The following is a 24,091-nucleotide window of genomic DNA, read 5'->3' on the forward strand; positions in this document are numbered from 1 at the left end:
TCAACGGATAAACAACAGGCATGAACCCGGATTTTCTGGACTTTGAACAACCGATCGCCGAATTACAGGCGAAGATCGAAGAGCTGCGTTACGTCGGTGACGCTGAAATTAACCTGAGCGAAGAGATTGGCAAGCTGGAAGAAAAAGCTGCCTCGTTGACCCGTTCCATTTTTTCCAAACTGACCCCGCGTCAGATTTCGCAGCTTGCGCGGCACCCAAAACGCCCGTATACGCTGGACTTGATCCGTTATTTGTTCACTGATTTCAAAGAGTTGCACGGTGATCGCGCCTTTGCCGATGATAAGGCGATTATTGGTGGTATGGCAAGGTTTCGTGGTCAGTCGGTCATGGTCATCGGGCATCAGAAAGGGCGCGATACCAATGAAAATATCAAGCGCAATTTTGGTATGCCCCGCCCGGAAGGGTATCGCAAGGCTCTGCGTTTGATGCACATGGCGGAAAAATTCCAACTGCCGATCATTACCTTTATCGACACGCCCGGTGCATACCCCGGTATCGGCGCGGAAGAGCGCGGTCAAAGTGAAGCGATTGCCCGCAATTTGTACGAGATGGCGAAATTGCGCACCCCGATTATTTGCACGGTGGTGGGTGAAGGTGGCTCTGGTGGTGCATTAGCTATTGGGGTGGGCGACCGGGTGATGATGTTGCAATACGCGACTTACTCGGTGATTTCGCCGGAAGGTTGCGCGTCGATCTTGTGGAAAAGTGCGGAAAAAGCGGCTGATGCGGCGGATGCGATGGGAATTACGGCAGATCGTCTGAAATCTCTGGGGTTGATTGAGCAGATTATCCCTGAGCCGTTGGGTGGAGCGCACCGTGATATGGAAGCAGCGGCGCAACATATCGGCGAGGCGCTCGATGCTAATCTACGCAATTTGAAGACCATGAATATCGACAAATTGTTGGATCAGCGTTACCAGCGCATTATGGGCTTTGGGCAGTTTGAGGAATAGTTTAGTCGCGTTTTTTCAACGGCATCCCGCCGCTAGTTATTGGATTGGGTTCAGTGGCGGGCTGGATTCGCACGTTTTACTTCATGCTTGTGCAAATCTGCGCGGGCAATATCCACATTTAACGTTTCGCGCTTTGCACATTGATCACGGTTTGCAGGCGATGTCTGCGGCATGGGCGGCGCATTGCCGTGAGGTGTGCACCGATTTGGAAATGCCGCTGGTGGTGGAAGCCTTGGAATTGGTGATTCCGGCGGGTGCAAGTGTGGAAGCGGTAGCGCGGACGGCGCGGTATGCGGCTTTCAGCAAACGCTTGCAAGCGGGTGAAATCGTGTTGACGGCGCATCATCAGAACGATCAGGCGGAAACCTTGCTGCTGCATTTGCTGCGCGGGAGTGGCGTAAATGGGTTGGCAGCGATGCCGGAAATTCGCCCGTTTGCGTCAGGGGCGTTAGGGCGGCCGTTATTAGCGTGCAGTCGGGCGGAATTGGCGACCTATGCCAAACAGCATGAATTGAATTTCATAAACGACCCCAGTAATCAAGACAGCCGTTTTGATCGCAATTTTTTGCGTAATCAGATAATGCCACTATTGGAACAGCGTTGGCCTGCGGCGAGTAAGACCTTGGCGCGGGCAGCGCGTTTACAAGGTGAAAGCCGTCAGTTGTTGGCAGATTTTTTGCGTGAGAAATTGCCGAGTTTGCAAGGTACTAAGCCGAATACATTATCCGTTAGCCAATTATTGGCGCTGGATGGGGCGATGCAAAAAGCGGTGTTGCGCGAATGGTTGATACAGCGTGGTTTTCGTTTGCCGGAAGAGAAAAAACTGCGCCAAGTGTTGTGTGATGTGTTGCAGGCGCGGGCGGATGCTACGCCATGTGTGCGTTGGGATGGCTGCGAAATTCGCCGGTATCGGGATGATGTGTATGCGATGCCGCCGTTGTCTGCGCACGATCCTAAGCAAGTGTTGGTGTGGGAGACGCGAGAGCCGTTGGTGATTGCATCGTTGGGGCGCACCTTGGTGGCGGAGGTGGGGTATCCTGAAACGGTGATCGTGCGGTTTCGGCAGGGTGGGGAAAGCGTGTATCTGCCGCAGCGCGGTGGGCATCATAGCCTTAAGCATTTGTTGCAAGAGTGGGGTGTGCCGCCGTGGGAGCGAGAGCGCTTGCCGTTGGTGTATGTGGGGGAGCGGTTGGTGTGTATTCCGGGAGTATTGAGTTTATGGCACTGAATGACGAACAATGGATGCGTCACGCCCTGACCCTCGCCCGCAACGCATGGCAGCAAGGCGAAGTCCCCGTCGGTGCTGTCATTGTGCGTGATGACAAAATCCTCGCCGAAGGCTGGAATCAGCCCATCACGCTCCACGACCCTTCCGCTCACGCCGAAATGCTGGCGTTGCGCTTAGCCGGTCAATTAGCGGGCAACTACCGCTTACCCAACACCACCCTCTACGTAACGCTCGAACCTTGCCTAATGTGCGTCGGCGCAATGCTACACGCACGGGTAGAGCGAGTGGTATTCGGTGCGTATGACCCAAAAACTGGCGCGGCAGGCAGTGCTTTCGACCTGCTGCAACACCCGCGCCACTACCACAAGATCGCGGCAGTGCAGGGCGGGGTATTGCAGGAAGAATGCGCTGCATTGTTGCAGGCATTCTTCCGCGAACGGCGGGCAGCCGCAGCCTTAGCCAAACCAGCGCCGGAATAGACGACTAAACCACGATTCGGCTGCTGGCGCTGGCGTCGGGGTAGCAGGTGCTGGCGGTGTGACGGGTGTAGTGGGCGGCGCTGGTGGCGTAGGTGTTGGTGGAGGGGTAACGCTAGGTGCTGGTGTTGTCACGGGTGGCACTGGTGTCGGAATTGCCGGTGGCGTTGGCGCTTCATTCGGTGCGAGTTGCGCACCATTGGCGAATTTGATGATTTGTTCGACGAGTGCTGCCAGTGGCTGGCCTTTGGCGCTGGCTGATTTCGCCGCTGCTCGCCAAGTAGAGGGGACAGGCGTTCCCGCTGTCCACGCGCCCGTGGCTTGCGCTTCATAAGCTGTTTTGGCTTTCAGCCCCTTGCCCGGTGTCCACAGGAAATCGGGGTGTTTGTTGGTATACCATTCACCGCCGATGATATTTCCTGCTGCATCCAGCTCCAGATCGTAGTAGTAGGTCACTTTCTGAATGGAGTCTTTGGCAGGGCTATCGGTGGTTTCGTGGTTCGGGCTGGTTTCGACCACGTAAGACACATCCATCCGCACCCCGACGATGGATTGGCTTTGAGCACTGCGGTAAGTCTTGAATTTATCGTCGGTGAAAGCCGCTTTGCTGATGGTGGCAGTGGCTAAATCGTCGGTATATTGCATGACTTGCGGGTTGAAATAGCGGTATTCATAAGCGTACAGCGGTTGATTCCACACTTCGTAGTCGAAGGTGACATCCAGCACCATGCTGCGTTTACCCGCGCCGAGCTGATTGACGATGGCTAAATGCCAAGCACCGGGGTTGGTGTCAAAACAGTTTGCGGATTTCACGCGTCCGGTTACGGGGTCGGTTGCGGGCGCTTTATCGTTACAACGCCCGCCGATAAAGCGGGTAGCACTGGCGGCGTTTGCCCACAACAGTGAGGCTAAGCCTTTAATATCAGAAGGGTAAAATGTGATCGCAACATTGCTGGGGGTTTTGAGCGTCACGCTTTTGGTGGGGCGGGCCAACATGTAAGCAGCCGGTGCCCAACCGTGACAGATACCCATCCAGCCTTCGACGGAGCCGTTTTTGTCGTAGTAATATTTGCCGTCTGCCCACATTTTTTTGGTGAGGGTTTCGTTGGCGTCGCCAACCAAAGCATCGTATTTCTCAGCAGGGGAAAGGTTATTGATTTTGCTGGCATTGCCGCTGGCAAGAATCGTAGCCGCCGGGGTAGTACGGACGTAATCGTAATTCTTTTTCCAATCCGAATCTTCTGGGAAATTAGGGTCAGCATAACGGGCGCCGAGAATCCCTTTGTAAATTCCCCAATAATCGTCTGACCAAGGTGATTCGGCGAGTGTGGCTTTTTTCAGACCAGCGGTTTCCATCTCACTGAGTTTGTTGTAGGTCAGTGCATCGACTAAGTTGACGGGTTTGTCGTTGGAGGCAATCGCTGCACGGGTGGAAACACCGCCCGGTTCGCCCGCAGACGGTTGCAGGATGTCCATGCGTTGCTCATCACGCGCTGCAATGTAGTCTTGGTTCTCAATAGCTGTGCGCGAAAACAGGGTCGCGCCGGTAACGGGATTGCCTGCGGCATCGGTTTTCGGCGGTTGGCGGTTCATAAAGGCTTTGGGATCTTGCGCAAAAGCCGCGAGGTCAGCATTGATTTGCTGTTCAATGGTGGTCGGCATACTTATATCTCCTTGTCCGCTTGGCGGGTTGCCCGATGTTATTGAGCTTTGATTATAGACCTGAACGCGGGTTTAAGGCAGAAATTCCCACTGGTCGAAGTAAGCAGCCTGCCCCGCGTAATTGCCTTGTGCATCCCGCACGTTCCACACAATGGCTTGGCGAATCAAAAAACGCCGTCCGCTGCTGGAAATACGTACCCCCGCGTAATTGTCGATGTAACCTTGGCGGGCAACCGTTTGCAGCAAGTGTTCGCGCTCTTCGCGTACTAACGCTTCAGCAGAGTAGCGCGAGGGCAATTGGGTGAGCGTTTCCCAATCTATTTCAAATACTTCCAGTGCTTTCTGATTGCCGTAAGTGAAGAGTGGGTCAGTATTGGTATTGTGCGAGAGCAATACAAACGGTGCAGCGTCGAGCGCGTGCGCGGTGCTTTCACCTTGCCAACTAAGATCGGCAAGGTCACGCCCAACGTAATGGCGGAAGCTGGAATGCAGCAGGTGCAAATGCGCGGTGAGTTGGGCGGTATCCATCATACGCTTGCCAGATTGCCTTTGGTTTCGAGCCACTGCTTGCGATCGCCAGCGCGTTTTTTTGCCAGCAACATATCCATCATCAGATCGGCTGCGTCGGTGTCGTCGAGGCTGAGTTTCACCAAACGGCGGGTGTCGGGGGCAATGGTGGTTTCGCGCAATTGCAGTGGGTTCATTTCACCCAAACCTTTGAAGCGGGTGACGGCGACTGTGCCGCGTTTCTTCTCGGCAGCGATAATGTCGAGACGTGTCTGTTTTTCGGCTTCATCCAGCGCGTAATAAACTTCCTTACCAATGTCGATGCGGTACAGCGGCGGCATCGCCACAAACACATGACCCGCTTGCACTAAGGGGCGGAAGTGTTTGACAAATAAGGCACAAAGCAGCGTGGCAATGTGCGCCCCGTCCGAATCTGCATCGGCGAGAATGCACACTTTACCGTAGCGCAATTGGCTCAAATCGACATTGCCGGGTTCAACGCCGATGGCGACGGAAATGTCGTGTACCTCTTGCGAACCCAGCACTTGTTCGGAATCGACTTCCCACGTATTCAGGATTTTACCGCGCAACGGCATGATGGCTTGGAATTCACGGTCACGGGCTTGCTTGGCGGAACCACCTGCGGAATCCCCTTCCACCAGAAACAACTCGGTGCGGGTGGTGTCTTGCGAGGAACAGTCCGCGAGTTTGCCGGGGAGGGCGGGGCCTGCGGTGACGCGCTTGCGGATGACTTTTTTGCTGGCTTTCTGGCGTTTGGTGGCGTTATTGATCGCCAGTTGCGCGAGTTGTTCGCCGATCACGGTGTTGTTGTTGAGGTAGAGGCTGAAAGCGTCTTTGATTGCACCGCTGATGAAACTCGCGGCTTCGCGGGAGGACAGGCGTTCTTTGGTTTGCCCGGCGAATTGCGGGTCTTGCATCTTGAACGACAGCACGAAGGCGATGTTTTCCCACACGTCATCGGGGGTGAGTTTCATGCCGCGTGGCAATAGGTTGCGGAATTCGCAGTATTCGCGCAATGCGTCGGTGACACCCGTGCGCAAGCCATTGACGTGTGTGCCGCCTTGCACGGTCGGAATCAGGTTGACGTAGCTTTCTTGGATGGCAGTGCCACCTTCGGGTAGCCACAGCAATGCCCAGTCGAGCGTTTCACGCGGCGCGGTGAGTGAGCCTGTGAACGGGTCTTCGGGCAGGGTGATGAATTCGCTGATGGCTTCGTTGAGGTAATCGCGCAAACCGCTTTGGTAATACCATTCGGTCACTTCCGGTTCGGGTGCGCCTGCGCTGAGCGAAGCCGAAGCGTCGGTGAAACGGATGCGTAAGCCGGGGCAGAGTACCGCTTTTGCCCGTAAATTGTGCTTGAGGGCTTTAACGCCGAATTTTACGGTGTCGAAGTATTTGCCATCTGGCCAGAAATGCACGGTCGTGCCGGTTTCGCGTTTGCCTGCTTTGCCGATGACTTCGAGTTCGCTGGCTTTGTTGCCGTCAGCAAACGTCATGCGGTAAAGCTGGCTGTTGCGCTTGATGGTGACTTCGAGTTTGCGCGACAGGGCATTGACCACGGATACGCCTACGCCGTGCAAGCCGCCGGAGAATTGGTAGTTTTGGTCGGAAAACTTGCCGCCCGCGTGCAGGGTGCAGAGGATGACTTCGATCCCCGGTTTGCCTTGTTCGGGGTGGATGTCTACCGGCATTCCGCGCCCGTTGTCGGTGACGGAAACCGAGCCATCGGCGTGCAGGGTTACGTCGATTTGGTTGGCGTGTCCGGCGAGGGCTTCGTCTACGCTATTGTCGATGACTTCTTGCGCCAGATGGTTGGGGCGCGTGGTGTCGGTGTACATGCCGGGGCGTTTACGCACGGGGTCGAGTCCGGTGAGGACTTCGATGGAAGAGGCGTCGTAGGTGTTGTTGGTCATTGGTTTTCTTAGTTTCTGTTAAGGTTTAACGCGAAATTAAACGCCGAGTTTATAGAGTACCAGCGAAAGTGTGGTTTGTTTGGACTGCCTCACTCCGAACTATCCCCCCATCCCCAGCCCTTCCCCCGCAAGGGGGGCAGGGAGCAAGAGACAATGCGTTCCAGTCGTCAATGTCTGTCGTTGGAGCAAAAAGATTACCGACAATTTGCCCTTTTCCTGCAATACGTGTTGAGGGTTGGCGTTTGGTACTGCGTTGTGAGTGAGGTATCTGCATGATTTTACCTAATAATATAGTGTACAACTGATAGCTATTATCCATGATAGCTATTATCCAATAGTCGCTGCGCTGAGAGCTTGCCAGTTTTTGTTTTCTACCCAGACGAAGCGGCAACGTCCGTTGCTACGCCTTGCCCAGAGTTCACCGATTTGGCGTTTTTCCTTGTCATGTTCGGCTATGTGTTTGCCTTTGTATTCAACGGCTAGTGTTATACCGTTTTTCAGGCGTACCAGAAAGTCGGGGTAGTAACGGTCTTTGGCAGTTTGTAGCCAAAAGGCGTTGGGTTTTTTGGGTACATTGCGCACCCACCAGTCGATATTGTCGAGTTGGTCAATGCGTTGGGCGCATTCAAATTCTTCGCCGTGTGGCTGCAAATCTCCGACGGGGGTGAAAAAATGGTGCTTGAAATGGATGAATCCGTCGTAGCGGGTATTGTAGGCATAGCTGCCTTGCTTGAGGGTGATGCTGTATTCGTCACGAACTTCAAAGCGGGTTTCATCCTTGAACAGGTCGGTGAACACGGTTTGTTTGGCCAAGACCAGACCGCTTGCCATTTTGCGCTCTAACGCTCCGCGCAGGCGGAATTTTCGGTAAGCGAGTTCTTCCAAGGTGAAGCCGCGTTCATGCAGCAAATATTGGATGGCTTGATTCAACCACGCCACTTTTTGCGGCTGGTCGGCGTAAACGAAGGGCAGATTCTTGTCTAGCCACGTCACCAACTCAATATCTGTCCAACCCAGTTCGATAGTGTCGATCTTGAGTTGCGGGTTATCCAGTTTGTCGTAGAAATCGAGTTGCAGCTTGCCCTTTTGAGTAATGGATAATTGGGCGCGGCTCATCACCTCCGCATCCGGTGCAAATTCATCAGCGGTCAACTTGGGGTCAAAGTCGCTCAGTTCCCAATCCGCATCCGAGAGGGCGCGGGTATCAAACACGTCAAAGAAACCAAACTGGTGCAGACCCAACAAGGGTACGGTGGCGACAATGCCACGTTCGGCGGGCGTTGGTTCGCGTTGCTGGGGGGTGATGGCACTAGCGCGTGCCGTATCCAATTGTTCGCGCACGGCTTTAGCGGCTTCCGGTTGCTTGAAGGTTTCCGCCACTTTTTTGATTTGTTCGGGAGTCGCGCCGCCTTTGAGCGTCAATGTGCCCGCTTCGGGGGAGATTTCGATTTTGTCGCGCAAGGCTTTGGGCAATACCGCAATCGCCGCGCTGCTGGGAATAACAACGGTGTCGTTGGCGGTGGGGAGTGTCACCACCAAGTCGTTAATGGGGGCGAATAAATCCCCGCTGCGGGCATTCGGGATATTGATTAAATCTTTGGCTTCCTGACGTTCAAAGCCGCTTTGCACCAAGCCATCCCGCAAGCCTTGCACGGTGGCGGCTAATTGGTCGGAAACCACGTAGGCGTAACTGCGGTTGAGGGCTTCGCGCTGTTTGCGTTTGACGTGCGGCATCCGTAACACGCGCCCTAACACCTGTTCAACGGCAGTGGCGGAGGTGGTGTTGCGGAAGGAAAACAGCACGTAGGCAAACGGGCAATCCCAGCCTTCGCGCAATTTGTCCACGGTAATAATGACTTGCGGGTAATCAGGGTCGGTCAGCTTTTTACCGGACAATTCGTCCAATGCGCCAGTGGCAATGGCGATGCGTGCGGCGGGGATTTGGTAATCGTCGATGAGGAATTGCCTGACTCGTTCCGGCACGAAACTTTCACTGTTGGCATTTTTGCGCTCGGCTTGAATCAGCATAATGACAGGATTGATGATTTCGCCCGTCAATTGCTGTTCGGTTTGGGCTTCCTGTTCCAACGTGCGTAAACGTGCAATGGCTTCGGTCAAACAGGTGCGCCATTCGGGGTGGATTGCCAGTTCCAGCGGCAGTTTGAGCATGTCTTCCGCTTGCAAGGTGGCGGCGGAAACGCTGCGTAATACGTTGGAAGGCTGGTTAATGCGGTCAGGGGTGGCGGTCAGTTCGAGGATGCAACTGGGATTGAAGCGCACCAAGGTATCCATTGCCAACGGTGTGCCTTGGTTGTGGGCTTCGTCCACGATGATGAACGGCATCTGTAAGCGGATGGCATCCACCAGCGAATGGTCGCCTTTCAAATCGGCGGGCAGGTGTTCAAAGTGCGACATCAACGCGCCGTTTTGCCGATAAACGCGCAAGCCTTCGGCGGTGTCACGTTTGAAGCTTTGCATGGTGGCAACAATGATCGTGACACCGCTGTCCAACATCGGGCGCGTCATGTAGAGGGCTTGGTTAATGTCCAGCACATTCACCGCGCCGAACAGTTCGCGCATATCTGCGTGGAGCATTTCACCGCGTGTTGTCAGGGTGTAGAGAGTTTGTTCCAGAATCGGCTCGGACGGGACAAGCCACAACACCAGCGGGTATTCGGTGGCGAGGAACGCGCTTTTGACCCGTGCAATCGACTGCCCTGCAATGCGGGTTTTGCCGCCGCCCGTGGGGACGCGCAGGCACACATACGGCACAGATTCCGCGCCGGGTAACGGGGTATAGGGCAAACCGTAGCCGAAGACTTCCTTGGTACTTTCCCAAAATGCCATCGCGGGGTTTTGCAATTCGCGGGTGCGGCTGAGGAAACCTTCGAGCGCGTCCAGCAATTGCTCTTGGTAATCTTTGAGTCTTAAAACCATGTTTTCGCCGCCAGTTCGTAAGGCAATTGGTGGAAGGTGATATTGAGCTTGGTGAGCGTATTTTTATCGAAACGGGTACGTGCGCCAAACACTACGCACGGCATGTCTTTTTCGGGGAGCAGAGTTTGCAGCAGGTGTAAGGTTTTGGCGTTTAAGACATTGCCGCCGAGGTCGGTTTTGTCTTTGAGAATGCCGTTGTAGAGCATGAAAATAGCGCGATTCTGGAAGATACCGAGTAACGGGGTGGTGAACGTGGTGGCGGGTTCAAGGGTTAAGCCTGTGCCGGTTTCGGTGAACCAAACGAATTCGGCGAGTTGGCGGAAAGTCACGTCGGGGCGGACTTTGCCATCGGCGGCGAATAGCGGTTCTTGGGAGAGTTGGTAGAACTGGAAGCCGCTGCCGAGTCCGGTAACTTCTTTGTTTTTGGCACTGGTGTAGCCTTGGCTGACGCGCTTGACCCGTTCGGCGGTGACGGTTTTGGCGATGGTGTTGTCCATTTCCACCAGAATGAAACGGCGGTTGCCGCCATCCTCCGCGTTCTGTTTCAGCACCGCATGGGCGGTTGTGCCTGACCCCGCGAAGCTGTCCAGCACCAACGAATCCTTATCACTCGCAATTTTCAACAAATATTGAATAAGCCTGGTTGGTTTTGGTGTGAACTTGATCCACGGCACCAACTCGCGCAACTCTTTGGCAGCTTCGTCTGTATGCCCAGCTATTTCATGTTTTAATAGCGTTACAGGCATCATTCCTTGTTGTATTTTTGACATAAAGTTTTTTAGCGATGGTGTCGTATTTTCGCCTTTTAACCCCCACCATAGGCGATCTTCAGCTACATTTTTTTCATGGGTTTCTTGTGACATAGCCCAAACTCTTGTGCGTTTAGGATATATCAGTTCTCCAGTCACTGGCTGAGTTATTGGATAATAAAGATTGGGTCTTTCATCAGCAGTATATCGACATGTGTAATTTTCAGCCTTCCATGAACCGCGAGAATCATTATCTGGATTTTTATATCGAGACTTTTGATCTCCAGTTAATGGCAGCAAATGGCGTTTAAAAGCCGACGTTTTTCTATACGCAATCAACGTTTCATGTAAGTAACCAAAATCTTTGGTATCTGGCGGTGGTGCATAGCGTTTTTCCCAAGCAAAAGTACATAAAAAGTTCTCTCTGCCGAAAATTTCATCCATGATTAGGCGTAAATTAGCCGCTTCGTTGTCGTCGATGGAGATGAAGATTGCGCCATCTTCGCGGAGGAATTGTTTGAGGAGCATGAGGCGTGGGTACATCATGCACAGCCAGCGGTCGTGGCGGTCGAGTGTTTCGCCTTCCTTACCAACCGTTTCACCCAACCAGCGGCGGATTTCGGGGCTGTTGACATTATCGTTGTAGACCCAGCCTTCGTTGCCGGTGTTGTACGGCGGGTCGATGTAAATGCACTTTACTTGCCCAGCGTAGCGCGGCAATAAGGCTTTCAAAGCCAAGAGGTTGTCGCCCTGCACAATCAGGTTGCCGCTCTCCACATCCCCGGCGGATAGCTCCGGTACGGGTTCGACCAAACGGAACGGCACTTCCTTGTGATGCGAGGCAACGGCTTGTTTGCCAATCCAGTTGAGCGTGGGCAAGGGTTATTCCTTTGAGCGATACGGTTAGTGCGCGTCAACATAGCGGGTTAAGGCGTATCCGTAAAGTGTTGGCTATATCCTCTAAAATAACAAATCCAGCGCAGCCATGATTTCTTGGCGTTGGCTGGCGAGCGATGTGACGTATTCGCCCAAATAACGCGCAGGAATACCCGCTAATTCCGGTGTGGACATCATCATCAGCGTATTTTCAATGTCGAAAACGGGCGTCAGCGTTTGGGCTGGTTTGGCATTGCCATAGACTTCTAACGGCACAATGACGCGCGTTTTGAGTATACGCCGCGTTGTTCGATGCGCTCATTGTAAGTATCGAGTGCGCCACGGTTTTGTTTTAGCTATTCTTCACGCAACAACGGATCAGCAATGCCCGCCTCCGCAAAGCCTTTGGCACGCAGCAGGCAAGAGTCGCATTGCCCGCACGGTTTGCCGTCAGCACCGGGGTCATAACAACTGCTGGTCAAGCCATAATCCACGCCCAGTTCCAACCCTTTACGGATAATGTCGGCCTTGCTCATCTCAATCAGTGGCGCGTGGATAGTGAGCTTATTGCCCTCAACCCCGCTTTTGGTCGCAAGATTCGCCATCGTTTCAAACGCGCTGATGAATTCCGGGCGGCAATCGGGGTAGCCCGAATAATCGAGCGCATTCACCCCCACAAAAATATGGTTAGCGTGCAGCACTTCCGCCCAGCCCAGCGCGAACGATAGGAAAATCGTATTGCGAGCGGGGACGTAGGTGATCGGAATATCGGCTTCCATCGCGGCAGTATCACGCCCTTTGGGAACATCAATATCAGCCGTCAATGCCGAACCGCCAAAAGCACGCAGGTTAATGTCAGCAATGACGTGTTCCTTGACCTGGATCGCCGCCGCCACCCGTTGTGCGGACGCAAGTTCGACGCTGTGGCGCTGCCCGTAGCGGAACGAGAGCGCGTAGGGTTCATAGCCTTGTGCTTTGGCAATGGCAAGGACGGTGGTGGAATCGAGTCCGCCACTGAGAAGAATGACTGCTTTTTTCATGGTCGTCTCGACTAGTTTAGAGGAGGAAAGGGGGGACGTTGAATAATCGCTTTAAACAAATTGTTGTCGCGATCATCGACAAATTCAATATCGGGGTAGGCACTTAATGCCCGTACAATGCCGCTCCCCAAGCCCCGGTAAGGCAACATGCGGCTGGCAAACGACACCAAAATCGGGTTGCGGATATTGGAATTACCCAGCTTAATTTTGGTGACGGTCAAATTGTTGGGTAAATGTCCCGGACTGATAATTTCGATCCGATCTTTAAAAATAAACAGGCGGATGGTGGCAGAGACAAAATAATCCCGATGCAGCAGTGCATTAGTAATCAGTTCTTCAAACACAATGCGGGGAATTTCCAGCTCACCCAAGGAATTGACGCTTTGCCCCGCTTGCACATGATGCAGGTTACGCATGACGAAACCGATGGCTTGCTGAAACACATCCAGCATTTTGCCGCTCATATCCTGACTGTCCAAGTAAGTCGTGGTATTTAAGTCTGTGCCGGGAAAGGCAATGGCTTTGATAATAAAGGTAGGCAGGTGAAAACTGGGGTTACGCACAAAAAGCAACGCACCCGCCACATTAAGCACGCCATCCCGCATCAAATTCATGTTTTCCAGCAGGGTAGGCAGGGGGATTTCCAGTTCATCGACGACAGTGTTCAAGTGTTTTTGCAAGAAAGAGGCGAAATAATCTTTATCCAAATCCTTGACCGTCAAGCCTTTGGCGGGGATTTCATCGCCATGCAACAAGCCAGCCGCTTGATACATCCGTTGAATCTCTTCACGGGCACTCACTTTACGTTTGTCTGCGCCACTTTTTACCCAGATCAAACCGTTGTTATCCATGTAAGGCTTGCTAATGCCTTGAGGAATTTGAATGACCATCACCAAACCGCCAGCGGTGGCGATATTTTCCGTTTGCGGGTTGATGGGAGGGCGCACGGATTGGGAGGCGGCATTCGCAATCAGTTGGTTCAAGCGTCCGATGTCTTCACGGGTTAAGCCTGCAAATGAACCATCATCCTTGACACCGATCAAGATCATGCCACCAATGCCGTTGCTGAATGCCACCATTTCAGCCGCCAAGGCATTGATGTTGGTTACGTCGGACTTGAACTGATGTTGCCCGTCTTCGCCTCGGTCGATGATGGCTTGCAGTGCGGTGGTGTCCATGCTGTGTGTTGATCCTGAGATTGACGGTGGCTTTCAGTATAGTAAAAAATGGGTTCAGTCGTGCAGCAATAATGGATCGGCAATGCACACACGGTTTGCCATTATCACCGGGGGCAGACCATAACGTTGCGTGGAATCGAGTCCGCCACTGAGAAGAATGACTGCTTTTTTCATGGATTTGCGTCAGCTTGCAAGGAATCAAGCGCGAATTATGGCGCAGGTGCAGGCGTTGCGCTAGTTGCTTGGATGCGTCATGCTTGCTTGCGCTTAAGCTTATTCAAACCGGAGTCGCCTGATGCAAACCACGCTTGCCCCTTTTTCAATCGCCCGCTTGCCGCGTATCGAATTCGGCGCAGGGGCTATCCGTAAGTTGCCCGCGATTGCCGCGCAATACGGCAAACGTTTGCTGATTATCACCGGGGCTGGCTCATTCACGGATTCTGTTGCTGCTGAAGCGTTGTTTCACGACTTGCAAGCGGCTGGTTTTAGGTGGGAAATTCGGCGGGTGACACAAGAGCCTTCCCCGCAATGGGTGGATGCCACCGTCGCCGCCTGCAATGCCTTGCCGGATAGGGGTTTTGATGCAGTCATTGGCATTGGCGGCGGCAGTCCCTTGGATGCTGCCAAAGCGGTGGCGGGGCTGCTCAAACCCGGCAATTCGGTGCTGGATCATTTGGAAGGTGTCGGCCCCGAATTGCCGTATCAAGGTGCTGCTACACCGTTCATCGCCGTGCCTACCACGGCTGGCACGGGTTCAGAAGCCACCAAAAACGCGGTGTTGTCGGTGCAGGGCGAATACGGTTTTAAAAAATCGTTTCGCGACGAGCGCTTGGTTGCCGAATACGCCATCATTGACCCCGATTTACTGGCAACTTGCCCACCCGCGCAAATTGCAGCGAATGGCATGGATGCGTTCACCCAGTTGCTGGAAGCTTACGTGTCCACCCGTGCCAATCCGCTGACCGATGCGCTGGCGTTGTCGGGCATGGAAGCGGTACGCGATAGCTTGCTAAATTTCTACCATGACCCCAGCGATAGCGCGGCTCGCGGCAAAATGGCTTACGCTGCGCTGTTATCGGGTATTTGTTTGGCACAAACGGGGCTGGGTTCGGTGCACGGTGTGGTCGCACCGCTGGGGGCGTTTCACCCGATTGCGCACGGGGTCGGCTGCGGCATGTTGGTGACTGAAGCCACGCGCTTAAACATTGACCTGATGGAGGCCAATGAACCCGACAACCCCGCATTGGCAAAATACACCACGGTCGGTAAATTGTTCCGAGGGCGTAGCCATGTTGATCCGGTCGGGGCGCGGGTGTTTTTGGTACACACGTTGACCACTTGGGCGCATCAATTGCAATTGCCACGTTTAGCAGATTTTGGGGTTACGGAGGCGGATATTCCGAAAATCGTCGCACATTCACGCGGTTCCAGCATGAAAACCAACCCGATTGCGCTGACCGATAGCGATATTGCGCACCTAATTCGGGTTTGCTTGTGATGGCATTGCCCGCGTATGCCCCCGTCGATTTGGTGCAACACCAACAAGCCTTGCGTCAATGCACGCTTTGCCCGCTGATGATCCGCCCGGTCATTACTGGCGAACCCGTTGTGTCACCCGTGATGTCCATCGGGCAAGCGCCCGGTATCCACGAGGCCAAGGTCATGCGCCCGTTTGGTTGGACAGCAGGCAAAACCCTCTTCAAATGGTTTGAAGGGATTGGTTTGGATGAAACGGCATTTCGGCAACGGGTTTACATGGCGGCAGTTTGTCGGTGTTTTCCGGGCAAGCAAGCGCAAGGCGGTGATCGCGTTCCCTCGACGGAAGAGGTGGCGAATTGCTCACGCTGGCTGAATGCAGAAATTCGCTTATTGCGTCCGCAACTGTTGATTTTGATTGGCAAATTGGCCATTAGCCAATTTCTTAGCGCCAAAAAGTTGGATGAAGTGGTGGGGAAATGCCATCGCACGGTGATCGACGGGCGCGAAGTCGATTTGCTGCCGCTGCCGCATCCATCAGGTTTGTCGACGTGGTTTCGTACTGAGCCGGGAAAAACCTTGTTGCAGGATGCGCTGCAAGCTTTGGCAGCACACCCCGCGTGGCTTGGCTTATTGGACGCTGAAAGCCGCGAGTAAGCCGCTTTTCCCTAAGGTATAAATAACATTGCCGTCTTTAACGGGGGCGACGGTGTAGCCGGTTTTATCGCCTTGGGTGCGTGCTGCCACTTGCCCGTTGCTGGTATTGATCCAATGCAAATAGCCTTGGTAATCACCGATGACGAGGTATTGCCCCAGTAGCGCGGGCGCAGTGGGTTGGCGACGTTGCAGGTCATCCATTTTCCACACCGGGTTGCCAGAAAGCGGTTCCAGTTTCCACAGATCGCCCGCGTCATTGCTGGTATACAAGCCGTTCGGGTCAGCATCCACGCCGGTATAGCTGGAGTAGGGCGCTGCCCAGGCGACACTGCCGTCGCGCATATTGATGCCTGCAATTCGCCCGTTGTAACTCGCGGCAAACAGCGCTTCGCCCAGGGCTTTCATCTCGCCATCCACGTCGGTCATGCGGTCAAGATCGCTGCTGCCGCGTGGCACGGACAAGGTAACTTCCCACAGCCCTTTGCCGCTTTGCATGTCGAAAGCCGTGACCACACCGTTATCGAAACCGGCGATGACCATGCCGCCCACGACAATCGGGGTGCTTGCGCCACGCAACGAAAGCGTCGGGCTTTTGCGCCCTTCACGCCAGAGGACTTGCCCGCTTTGGGTGGAAAGGCCGTGCAAACCGCCGTTACTGGTGCGGAATACCACAACACCGTTATTAGGCGCTGATGCTGCCAATACTTCACTGCCCAAGGGCGTTGACCACAGGATTTTGCCGGTTTGCCGCTCTAAGGCAATTGCATTACCGTTGCCTGTGCCGAGGAATACGCCACCGGCGCCGCCGCTGACTCCACCAGTGACGTCGCCATCAAGCGTGGTTTGCCAAATGCGCCCGCCGTTGGCTTTACTCCAGGCACTGGCTGAACGCCCGCCCGCCACTAATGCGGCGCTGTCATCCACCGTCGGGTGGATACGCACATAGTCTTTGCCGCTGCTGCTACCCGTGCTGACTTGCCATAAGGTGCGCACGGTGGCAGTGGCTTTGACTTCTTTCAAGGCTTTCGGCGGGTTTTCCGTTTTGGCAGGAATAACCGCTGTGGTCATTTGTGAGAGTGTGCCGCAACCCGATAAGGCGACAGCGACGAGCAGGGCGACGCTAATGTGTTTCATGGTGTCCTTGTTAGGTTCCCTCACCGAGGTTGTCACGTTTCAGTTTGATCAATTCGCTGGAACTGCCCGCTGCGCCCAGCATTGCTTTGTCATAAGCCGCGCGTGCGTCGGTGGGTTTATTTTGGGCAACGTAAATGTCGCCTTTCAGCTCTTCGATCAGCGCTTGATACGCCTCAGGGTAGGTTTGGGTGATGAGTGTTTGCGCTTCGTCCACTTTTTTCATGGCAAGCAACACGCGGGCGAGGCGGATATTGGCAAGGTGTTTGAAATCCGCTTCCTTGCTATTGTCGACGACCCAGCGTAATGCGGTGGCTGCCGGTTCGTATTCGCCTTTTTCAGCGTATTGCTGCGCTGCTTTCATGCTGGCAATCGCCGCATACGGGGTGGAGGCGTAACCGCTTTGCAAGGCTTGGATGTCTGTTTGCGCTTGTTCCAATGAAGTTTCACTGGCTTTTTCAACTTTGGCATAGAGCGCCGAGGCTTCTGCTGCTGTGGTTTCTTGGTAGTCTTTCCAATACTGCCAGCCGAATAAACCGCCAATTGCCAGTGCGATACCGGCTATGACGGAAGTGCCGTTTTCTTTCCACCAAGCTTTGAGTTCTTCGACTTTTTCATCATCGGTTTTGTAATCAGACATCAGTTTGCCCCTGAATTATTGAGTTAAATTGGTATTTATTGTGTTTTTTCAAGCAAAACGGCAAGGTGTTGCGCCACTTGGCTGAGCGGGAGCGTAATCTGCTCACCGCCGTCACGCAAGGGTTTGAGGCCGATTTCGCCACGTTCCACTTCATTTTCCCCCAGAATCAGGGCAAAACTGGCGGAAGATTTATCAGCTCGTTTCATTTGTGTTTTGAAACTGCCTTCGCCACCATTGCTGATCAGGCGCAAATCGGGCAGGGCATCACGCAAGGTTTCTGCCAATGTCAAGCCGGTTTGAATCGCGGCGGTGCCTGCCATGATCAAATAAACATCGGGGGCGGTGACGGGTGGAGCAATACCTTGAGTTTCCAGCAGCAGAATCAGGCGTTCCAAACCCATGCCGAAGCCCACGCCGGGGGTCGGTTTGCCGCCCAATTGTTCCACTAAGCCGTCGTAACGCCCGCCTGCGCAGACGGTGCTTTGTGCGCCGAGATCATCCGTTATCCACTCGAATACCATGTGGGTGTAGTAATCCAGCCCGCGTACCAAGCGCGGATTGACCTCGTAATCAATGCCCATGCTATCCAACAAGGAACGCAGGGTCGCAAAGTGTTCGCGGGAAACCGCATTCAAGTGATCGTGCAAACTGGGTGCAGCGGCTACGATGGCTTGCAGGTCAGGATTTTTGGTATCCAAAATGCGCAGCGGATTGGTGTGCAGGCGGCGTTTGGAATCCTCATCGAGTGTGTCGTGATGAGCGGTGAAATAGTCCACCAGCAATTCGCGATACGCATGGCGGCATTCGGGCGTGCCCAGCGTGTTTAATTCCAAGCGCAAGTTGCGCAGGCCAAGGCTTTTCCATAACCGCGCAGTCATGGCGATGAGTTCGGCGTCAATATCCGGCCCCGCCATGCCGAACGCTTCCACGCCAATTTGGTGGAATTGACGGTAACGGCCTTTTTGGGGGCGTTCGTGGCGGAACATCGGGCCGGTATACCACAGGCGTTGTTGCTGATTGTGTAACAGCCCGTGTTGGATTCCGGCACGAATACAGCCTGCCGTACCTTCCGGGCGTAAGCTTAAACTGTCATCGTTACGGTCAGTAAAGGTGTACATTTCCTTTTCGACAATATCGGTCACTTCGCCAACAGCACGGGAAAACAAATCGGTTTGCTCGACGATAGGCATACGGATTTCGCTGTAGCCGTACCGATTCAGCAAGGTACGGGCGGTGTTTTCTAGGTACTGCCATGCGGGGGTGGCATCCGGGAGAATGTCATTCATCCCCCGGATAGATTGGATATTTTTGCTCATGCTTACTCGACTCGGAAACGGGCAACGCTGCCCTTGGTGTGTGCAGTCAAATCGAAGGGTTGACCATTGACGAAAATCTTAACGCCCGGTGCATTACCGATTTTGACATTCAGCGGCGGTGCGGCTTTGAATTCTTTGATATTGCCAGCCGTGTTGAGGGACTCGAACAAGGTCTTTTTATCATCACCTTTGATTTGCATCCAGACTTCTTCGGCGAATTCCATTTTGATGCTGACTTCACCAGCGGTGGGTGTTGCAGCGGTATCGGTGGGTGTTGCAGCGTTATCGGTCGGGGTTGTTGCCGGTGGTGTGACAGGTGTTTCCGCTGCGTTGGGTGCTGTTGTTGCAGGCGTGGTTGCAGGAGCAGGGGTTACGGCGGTTGTTTCAGCCGCTTTAGCTTCGGTTGGCGCGGCGGTATCTTGAGTGCTTGTAACCGTTGCTTCCGGTGCTGGTGTGGCAGGATTCTGCGTTGCTTGAATGCTTGGCGCGGTTGCTACCACTTCAGGAACAGGCGCTGGCGTTGGTGCAGGAGTGCTGGGTGCTGCTGCTTGCTGAGCTTGTTGTTCGGCGGCGGCTTTTTCGCGTTCCAAGGCTTCTTTTTGCGCAACGTAAGCTTCCATTGCAGATGGCGGACGTTGTTGGGAATCAGGTGGATTGGTTTGTGCAGAAAACGATGACCAAGTATGGTTTGCCCAGTCACGCACCCCCGGAATCATGGAAAATAATCCCAATAATAAGACTAATGCCCCAAACCCGATAAATTTCAGGGTGGAGGTTGAGATCATGGGCTGTGCCACTTTGTTAAGCGGTCTGGCGGGGGCAAAGTGATGGGCAATTTCATCGGGTTTTGCGCCGCGTAGGGCTTCGTAAGTACGAATCAGCTCTTTAGCATCAATGTCTGCCAGTTTGGAATAGCCGCGCAAATAGCCCCGAACATAAGGCGGTTCGGGCAGGTGAGCGAAATCTTCCCGCTCCAGTGCTTTAATAATGTGAGTGGATAGGTGCAATTCTTCCGCTGCTTGTTCGATGTCAAGCCCCGCTTTTTCACGGCAGGCCATGAGCAGGGCGGTCAGGTCGCCGGGTTGCACCGCCGCAGATGTCCTTTCTTCGACTGAGTGGGCTGTCTCTGTCACGTGTCCTCCAATTTAATCAATTAATTTGGCTGGCAGCGCTGCTATCAGGGAATTTTTCCCGCAAGGTGCTGGCACAGGCATCCGCTTTATCCATTGCATTCAAGCGTGTTTGTACTTGGTAACACAGCAGCAAACCGTCTGGGGTTGCCGGTGCCACTTCATTATAGCGGTAAATAAACGCTTCTGCCTTGGCTGGCTCACCTTTTTCATGGTGCAATCTGGCCATCTGGTAAAGCGCTTCCGAGAAACGGTCGTTTTTTTCCAGTGCTTGGCGGAAATACGTTTCCGCTGCTGCCACATTGCCTGCTTTTTTGGTGCAAATGCCTGCATTGGTGTAGGCAAATTCCGGCGTTTTATAAAGCGGATCACTAAGCGCTTTGAGAAAAGCCGTTTCTGCGGCCGCATACTGTTGCGTGCGGCACAAGTGTGAGCCGTAATTATTCAGTAAATCGGGATCGTTGGGCGTAAGACTGAGTGCTTTGCGGAAATGTTTATTCGCTTTAGCATCATCCTTCAAACGTTCTTGAAGCAAGGCATAATAATGGTGTGCCGGTGCAGAACGCGAATCTTGCGCCAAGGCTTTTTCCAGATTCATATTGGCTAAATCCAAACGCCCTTTCTGCAAATAACCGATGCCTAATTGGGTGTAATAGCTGCCCGTTTTATCATCAGTGCTGGAGGTTGTGTTGGAGCAGCCGCCCATGCTGCTAATCAATAGCGCCAACAATGCGTACTTTATTATTTTCATTGGTATTTTATGACCGTTCGATGCGTGCGAAATGTATTTCTCGGCGGCTTTTGTCATTGACTTGGCCTGCAAGTTGCCCGCAAGCCGCGTCGATGTCGTCACCCCGTGTTTTTCTGGTAATCACAGTATAACCGGCTTCGGTCAAAATATCACGGAAGCGGTGTATCCGGTTGTTACTAGAGCGTTTATAGCGCGTTTCGGGAAACGGATTAAACGGAATCAGGTTAATCTTCGAGGGAATGCCTTTGAGTATTTTGGCGAGTTCGTGGGCATTGGCATCGCTATCATTGATGCCATCCAGCATCACGTATTCCCACGTAATGTGATTGCGTTCGGTGGTTTTTTTCTCCAAGAACTGGCGGCACATGGCGAGCAAGTCCTTGATCGGGTATTTGCGGTTTAACGGCACCAGTTGGTCACGCAATGCGTCATTCGGGGCGTGCAACGATACTGCCAGCGAAACATCCAGCGTATCGGCTAAACGATCCAGCGCAGGCAATACGCCAGAGGTGCTGAGGGTGACACGGCGTTTGCTCAGACCGTAAGCATTGTCATCCATCATCAGGCGCAAGGCATTGATGACGTTATCGAAATTCAGTAAAGGTTCGCCCATGCCCATCATCACCACATTGCTGACAACGCGAGCGCCTTTGGGGTCAGCTTGCAGGGTGCGTTTGGCAACCCACAATTGCCCGATGATTTCCGCTGTCGTTAAATTGCGGTTGAAACCTTGGCGGGCGGTGGAGCAGAAGGTGCAATCCAGCGCACAACCGACTTGCGAGGAAATGCACAGCGTACCGCGATCGTCTTCGGGGATGAACACGGTTTCAATGGCATTGCCATCGTCCAACCGCAACAACCACTTGTGTGTACCATCGGCGGATTGTTGATCCATCACAATTTCCGGGGCGCGAATCACGGCATTATCCGTTAAAAATTGGCGCAACGGTTTGCTGATATTGGTCATCTGGTCAACACTGTCAACATTAAGCTGGTGCAGCCACTTGATGATTTGGGTGGCACGAAACGGCTTTTCACCGATGGAGGTGAAATACGCTTTCAGCCCTTCATGGCTAAAATCCAGCAGATTAATTTGTTTAACAGTGTCAGACACAGATGACGTTTACCTTAAATTAGCGGGTACGTGGGCATACGCCATCGGTACCGAAGAAGTAAGCGATTTCAATCGCAGCATTTTCTGCGCTGTCAGAACCGTGAACGGCATTTTCGTCAATGGAATCAGCGAAGTCTGCACGGATTGTACCAGCGTCGGCGTTCTTAGGGTTAGTTGCACCCATCAGTTCGCGGTTTTTGCTAACGGCGTCTTCGCCTTCCAGCACTTGGATCATGACCGGGCCAGATATCATGAATGCCACCAAATCACCGAAGAAAGGGCGCTCTTTATGCACTGCATAGAAACCTTCAGCATCCGCTTGGCTCAGGTGAGTCATTTTCGCGGCAACGATTTTCAGGCCAGCGTTTTCAAAACGGCTGTAGATTTGACCGATTACGTTTTTAGCAACAGCATCAGGTTTGATAATGGAAATGGTTTGCTCGATCGCCATGCGGGATACTCCAATAAAAAGTTAAGGTTATAATAAGGACGCAATTGTAATGGGTGTGCATCATGCAGGCAAAGCATATTCGTCGCATCAAGTGCAAACCCCGTGCTAGACTTCATTACAAACGGTAAATCACAAGCAATAATCGATGAAAAGGACTTAATATGCTGGCGAAACTGACCCGATTGATAATTATAAGTGGTGTATTGTCACTGGGCGTAACTGGCTGCGGTACGACCACTGGCGGCAAGGCGGTGATAAAGGATTCCACTGCGCTGTCTGCGACGAAAACTGCATTTTCTACCAATAATGCGGCCTCTCCCTTGGGCATGAATACCAACGAAATTTTGGAAAGCGATGCAAGTATGCCTTTCATCGACTTAATGCGAGCGGCGATGCCTTTCCAAGAAGCCAGCCCTTGGCTGACCAAAGGCAATGTGCTTTATGATACCGATGGTTGGCCTGCCAATTTAAATGGCGGGCAAGCGGGGACACGCTTCCTCTCCAATTTACCCGCCGCCGTTATTCCTGAAGGCACCTACACCGTGCTGTATGACGGCGAAGGCGAAATTCAATACATGAATGATGCGATTTTGATCGAGCGCCAACCGGGTCGGGACAGTATTGCGATTGCCGCCGGTGATGATGGCATGTTGAATACATCGTTGCTGATTACCCGCAGTAACCCACAAAATTACGTGCGCAACATCCGCATTCTGCCACCGGGCGGGATTTGTGCGAGTAATCCGTTCCAGCGTGTGGCGTCCGCCGCCGCGTGTGGGGATTTCAAAGCGTTCGCAGAACATTCCGGTAGCATTATTTTCAACCCTGATTTCATGGCATTCATGAAAGATTTTCGCGCGATTCGCTTCATGAACATGAGTGGCGTGACCCGCAGTGATGAACGCACCTGGTTAGATCGCAATCAAATGAGCAAGGCAACGTGGGGTGGTAAAGAAGCCTCACGCGGCGCACCGCTGGAAATTCAGGTGGAACTCGCCAACCGTTTGAATGCTGACCCGTGGTTCACGCTGCCGCACGAGGCAGACGATAACTACGTGCGTGAATTCGCAACTTATGTGAAACAGCATTTGAACAGTAACCTCAAGCCGCATATCGAATACAGCAACGAGGCGTGGAATACGATTTTCACCCAAGCTAACTACATGATTGATATGGGGATGCGTTTGGGCTTGGATTCCAATGCGCAGCGTGCCGGACACCGTTATTATTCGCAACGTTCGGTGGAGATTTTCAAGATTTGGGAAGGCGTGTACGGTGGCTCTGAGCGTTTGGTGCGTATTTTGGCGGGCTGGACGGTGAATGATAAGTTGACCGAAACCGTGTTGAGCCATCAAGATGCTTACAAACACGTGGATGCCTTCGCGATTGGGCCGTATGTGTTCGGTGGTCATGCGGAAATTCGCAATGTCAGAACGGTTGAAGAAGCCTTTGACTTGATTAATAACCCGATTTACCGCCATTCACTCGACAAAGAAATGGGTTATGTGCGGATGCAAAAAGCGATTACCGATAAATACGGTTTGCGCTTGGTCGCGTATGAAGCGGGTCAAGGGCTGGCGGATTTTAAAACGAAAAGCGATGATGAGTTCCCTAATCCGGTGTTGTTTGCGGCGAACCGTGACCCTCGGATGCGCGGTGTTTACGACCGCTTGTTGAATGCGTGGAAAGCCGAGGGTGGTACTTTGTTTATGCATTACACCGCGCCGCGCACGTTCACCAAGCACGGCCCGTGGGGTACGAAGGAATACATTACGCAACCGACCAGCCAAGCGCCAAAGTATCAAGCATTGCTGGACTTTATCCGCAGCACGCCGTGCTGGTGGGATGGTTGTAAGCGTTAAGA

General features: G+C 53.3%; 21 protein-coding genes. 6 read left to right on the top strand and 15 right to left on the bottom strand.

The window, feature by feature from the left end; translation table 11 throughout:
- Positions 1-20: 20 nt before the first annotated feature.
- From L3K52_09985 to tadA, 3 genes are read left to right on the top strand one after another with little or no spacing between them, the layout of a single operon-like run.
- Positions 21-974, top strand: coding sequence for an acetyl-CoA carboxylase carboxyltransferase subunit alpha (locus L3K52_09985; protein UOG90537.1), 954 nt, complete (start codon positions 21-23; stop codon positions 972-974).
- Complete coding sequence (gene tilS / locus L3K52_09990; GenBank protein ID UOG90538.1) at positions 964-2,202, top strand: tRNA lysidine(34) synthetase TilS; 1,239 nt, start codon at positions 964-966, stop codon at positions 2,200-2,202. The genes L3K52_09985 and tilS overlap by 11 nt, the downstream gene beginning before the upstream one ends.
- Positions 2,193-2,681, top strand: a complete 489-nt coding sequence (gene tadA / locus L3K52_09995) for a tRNA adenosine(34) deaminase TadA (protein ID UOG90539.1) — start codon at positions 2,193-2,195, stop codon at positions 2,679-2,681. The genes tilS and tadA overlap by 10 nt, the downstream gene beginning before the upstream one ends.
- Here the strand turns inward: tadA and L3K52_10000 are convergent.
- From L3K52_10000 to L3K52_10035, 8 genes are all read right to left on the bottom strand, one after another.
- The gene (locus tag L3K52_10000) at positions 2,658-4,340 is read right to left on the bottom strand and encodes a hypothetical protein (GenBank protein ID UOG90540.1); all 1,683 of its coding nucleotides are present in this window, start codon (positions 4,338-4,340) and stop codon (positions 2,658-2,660) included. The two genes, tadA and L3K52_10000, sit on opposite strands and share 24 nt — an antisense overlap.
- A gap of 72 nt (positions 4,341-4,412) precedes the next feature.
- Positions 4,413-4,871 (bottom strand): MEKHLA domain-containing protein, encoded by a 459-nt coding sequence (locus L3K52_10005; GenBank protein UOG90541.1) that lies wholly within the window; start codon positions 4,869-4,871, stop codon positions 4,413-4,415.
- On the bottom strand, positions 4,868-6,781 hold the full coding sequence (gene parE / locus L3K52_10010; protein ID UOG90542.1) for a DNA topoisomerase IV subunit B: 1,914 nt from the start codon (positions 6,779-6,781) through the stop codon (positions 4,868-4,870). Before parE ends, L3K52_10005 begins: the two co-directional genes overlap by 4 nt.
- Before the next feature lie 327 nt (positions 6,782-7,108).
- Positions 7,109-9,718 carry a DEAD/DEAH box helicase family protein gene (locus L3K52_10015; GenBank protein ID UOG90543.1) on the bottom strand — a complete coding sequence of 870 codons (2,610 nt, stop codon included), beginning with the start codon at positions 9,716-9,718 and terminating at the stop codon, positions 7,109-7,111.
- A complete protein-coding gene (locus L3K52_10020; GenBank protein ID UOG90544.1) occupies positions 9,709-11,346 on the bottom strand; it encodes a site-specific DNA-methyltransferase in 1,638 nt (545 codons plus the stop codon). The genes L3K52_10015 and L3K52_10020 overlap by 10 nt, the downstream gene beginning before the upstream one ends.
- Before the next feature lie 81 nt (positions 11,347-11,427).
- Complete coding sequence (locus L3K52_10025; GenBank protein ID UOG90545.1) at positions 11,428-11,619, bottom strand: CcdB family protein; 192 nt, start codon at positions 11,617-11,619, stop codon at positions 11,428-11,430.
- A gap of 80 nt (positions 11,620-11,699) precedes the next feature.
- A complete protein-coding gene (gene queC, locus L3K52_10030) occupies positions 11,700-12,383 on the bottom strand; it encodes a 7-cyano-7-deazaguanine synthase QueC (GenBank protein UOG90546.1) in 684 nt (227 codons plus the stop codon).
- An 11-nt stretch (positions 12,384-12,394) separates the two neighbouring features.
- Positions 12,395-13,561, bottom strand: a complete 1,167-nt coding sequence (locus tag L3K52_10035; GenBank protein UOG90547.1) for a putative DNA binding domain-containing protein — start codon at positions 13,559-13,561, stop codon at positions 12,395-12,397.
- A gap of 295 nt (positions 13,562-13,856) precedes the next feature.
- Between L3K52_10035 and L3K52_10040 the strand changes: the two genes are divergently transcribed.
- Together L3K52_10040 and L3K52_10045 are read left to right on the top strand one after the other, a co-directional pair.
- On the top strand, positions 13,857-15,059 hold the full coding sequence (locus L3K52_10040) for an iron-containing alcohol dehydrogenase (protein ID UOG90548.1): 1,203 nt from the start codon (positions 13,857-13,859) through the stop codon (positions 15,057-15,059).
- A complete protein-coding gene (locus L3K52_10045) occupies positions 15,059-15,694 on the top strand; it encodes a uracil-DNA glycosylase family protein (GenBank protein UOG93992.1) in 636 nt (211 codons plus the stop codon). Before L3K52_10040 ends, L3K52_10045 begins: the two co-directional genes overlap by 1 nt.
- On the opposite strand, the gene bamB is transcribed toward L3K52_10045, so the two are convergent.
- From bamB to ndk, 7 genes are read right to left on the bottom strand one after another with little or no spacing between them, the layout of a single operon-like run.
- Positions 15,668-16,828, bottom strand: a complete 1,161-nt coding sequence (gene bamB, locus L3K52_10050) for an outer membrane protein assembly factor BamB (protein ID UOG90549.1) — start codon at positions 16,826-16,828, stop codon at positions 15,668-15,670. The two genes, L3K52_10045 and bamB, sit on opposite strands and share 27 nt — an antisense overlap.
- A 10-nt stretch (positions 16,829-16,838) precedes the next feature.
- Complete coding sequence (locus L3K52_10055) at positions 16,839-17,465, bottom strand: tetratricopeptide repeat protein (protein ID UOG90550.1); 627 nt, start codon at positions 17,463-17,465, stop codon at positions 16,839-16,841.
- 35 nt (positions 17,466-17,500) lie between these two features.
- Positions 17,501-18,781 carry a histidine--tRNA ligase gene (gene hisS, locus L3K52_10060; protein ID UOG90551.1) on the bottom strand — a complete coding sequence of 427 codons (1,281 nt, stop codon included), beginning with the start codon at positions 18,779-18,781 and terminating at the stop codon, positions 17,501-17,503.
- 2 nt (positions 18,782-18,783) lie between these two features.
- Complete coding sequence (locus L3K52_10065) at positions 18,784-19,914, bottom strand: DUF4115 domain-containing protein (protein ID UOG90552.1); 1,131 nt, start codon at positions 19,912-19,914, stop codon at positions 18,784-18,786.
- Positions 19,915-19,930: 16 nt separating this feature from the next.
- On the bottom strand, positions 19,931-20,662 hold the full coding sequence (pilW, locus tag L3K52_10070; GenBank protein UOG90553.1) for a type IV pilus biogenesis/stability protein PilW: 732 nt from the start codon (positions 20,660-20,662) through the stop codon (positions 19,931-19,933).
- 7 nt (positions 20,663-20,669) lie between these two features.
- The gene (rlmN, locus tag L3K52_10075; GenBank protein ID UOG90554.1) at positions 20,670-21,776 is read right to left on the bottom strand and encodes a 23S rRNA (adenine(2503)-C(2))-methyltransferase RlmN; all 1,107 of its coding nucleotides are present in this window, start codon (positions 21,774-21,776) and stop codon (positions 20,670-20,672) included.
- A 19-nt stretch (positions 21,777-21,795) separates the two neighbouring features.
- The gene (gene ndk, locus L3K52_10080; GenBank protein ID UOG90555.1) at positions 21,796-22,227 is read right to left on the bottom strand and encodes a nucleoside-diphosphate kinase; all 432 of its coding nucleotides are present in this window, start codon (positions 22,225-22,227) and stop codon (positions 21,796-21,798) included.
- 161 nt (positions 22,228-22,388) lie between these two features.
- On the opposite strand from ndk, the gene L3K52_10085 reads away from it, so the two are divergent.
- Positions 22,389-24,089 carry a hypothetical protein gene (locus tag L3K52_10085; GenBank protein ID UOG90556.1) on the top strand — a complete coding sequence of 567 codons (1,701 nt, stop codon included), beginning with the start codon at positions 22,389-22,391 and terminating at the stop codon, positions 24,087-24,089.
- The last annotated feature ends 2 nt before the right edge of the window (positions 24,090-24,091 follow it).

The sequence above is a fragment of the Candidatus Thiothrix sulfatifontis genome (genome assembly GCA_022828425.1).
In the GTDB taxonomy this organism is placed as follows: domain Bacteria; phylum Pseudomonadota; class Gammaproteobacteria; order Thiotrichales; family Thiotrichaceae; genus Thiothrix; species Thiothrix sulfatifontis.

Bases quoted from the DNA above. Each gene is read 5' to 3' on its own strand.
- L3K52_10085 (UOG90556.1), top strand. From the start codon at position 22,389: ATGCTGGCGAAACTGACCCGATTGATAATTATAAGTGGTGTATTGTCA.
- L3K52_10040 (UOG90548.1), top strand. From the start codon at position 13,857: ATGCAAACCACGCTTGCCCCTTTTTCAATCGCCCGCTTGCCGCGTATC.
- L3K52_10005 (UOG90541.1), bottom strand. From the start codon at position 4,871: ATGATGGATACCGCCCAACTCACCGCGCATTTGCACCTGCTGCATTCC.
- tadA (UOG90539.1), top strand. From the start codon at position 2,193: ATGGCACTGAATGACGAACAATGGATGCGTCACGCCCTGACCCTCGCC.
- pilW (UOG90553.1), bottom strand. From the start codon at position 20,662: ATGAAAATAATAAAGTACGCATTGTTGGCGCTATTGATTAGCAGCATG.
- L3K52_10000 (UOG90540.1), bottom strand. From the start codon at position 4,340: ATGCCGACCACCATTGAACAGCAAATCAATGCTGACCTCGCGGCTTTT.
- ndk (UOG90555.1), bottom strand. From the start codon at position 22,227: ATGGCGATCGAGCAAACCATTTCCATTATCAAACCTGATGCTGTTGCT.
- L3K52_10055 (UOG90550.1), bottom strand. From the start codon at position 17,465: ATGTCTGATTACAAAACCGATGATGAAAAAGTCGAAGAACTCAAAGCT.
- queC (UOG90546.1), bottom strand. From the start codon at position 12,383: ATGAAAAAAGCAGTCATTCTTCTCAGTGGCGGACTCGATTCCACCACC.
- parE (UOG90542.1), bottom strand. From the start codon at position 6,781: ATGACCAACAACACCTACGACGCCTCTTCCATCGAAGTCCTCACCGGA.
- L3K52_10035 (UOG90547.1), bottom strand. From the start codon at position 13,561: ATGGACACCACCGCACTGCAAGCCATCATCGACCGAGGCGAAGACGGG.
- bamB (UOG90549.1), bottom strand. From the start codon at position 16,828: ATGAAACACATTAGCGTCGCCCTGCTCGTCGCTGTCGCCTTATCGGGT.
- L3K52_09985 (UOG90537.1), top strand. From the start codon at position 21: ATGAACCCGGATTTTCTGGACTTTGAACAACCGATCGCCGAATTACAG.
- L3K52_10045 (UOG93992.1), top strand. From the start codon at position 15,059: ATGGCATTGCCCGCGTATGCCCCCGTCGATTTGGTGCAACACCAACAA.
- hisS (UOG90551.1), bottom strand. From the start codon at position 18,781: ATGAGCAAAAATATCCAATCTATCCGGGGGATGAATGACATTCTCCCG.
- L3K52_10015 (UOG90543.1), bottom strand. From the start codon at position 9,718: ATGGTTTTAAGACTCAAAGATTACCAAGAGCAATTGCTGGACGCGCTC.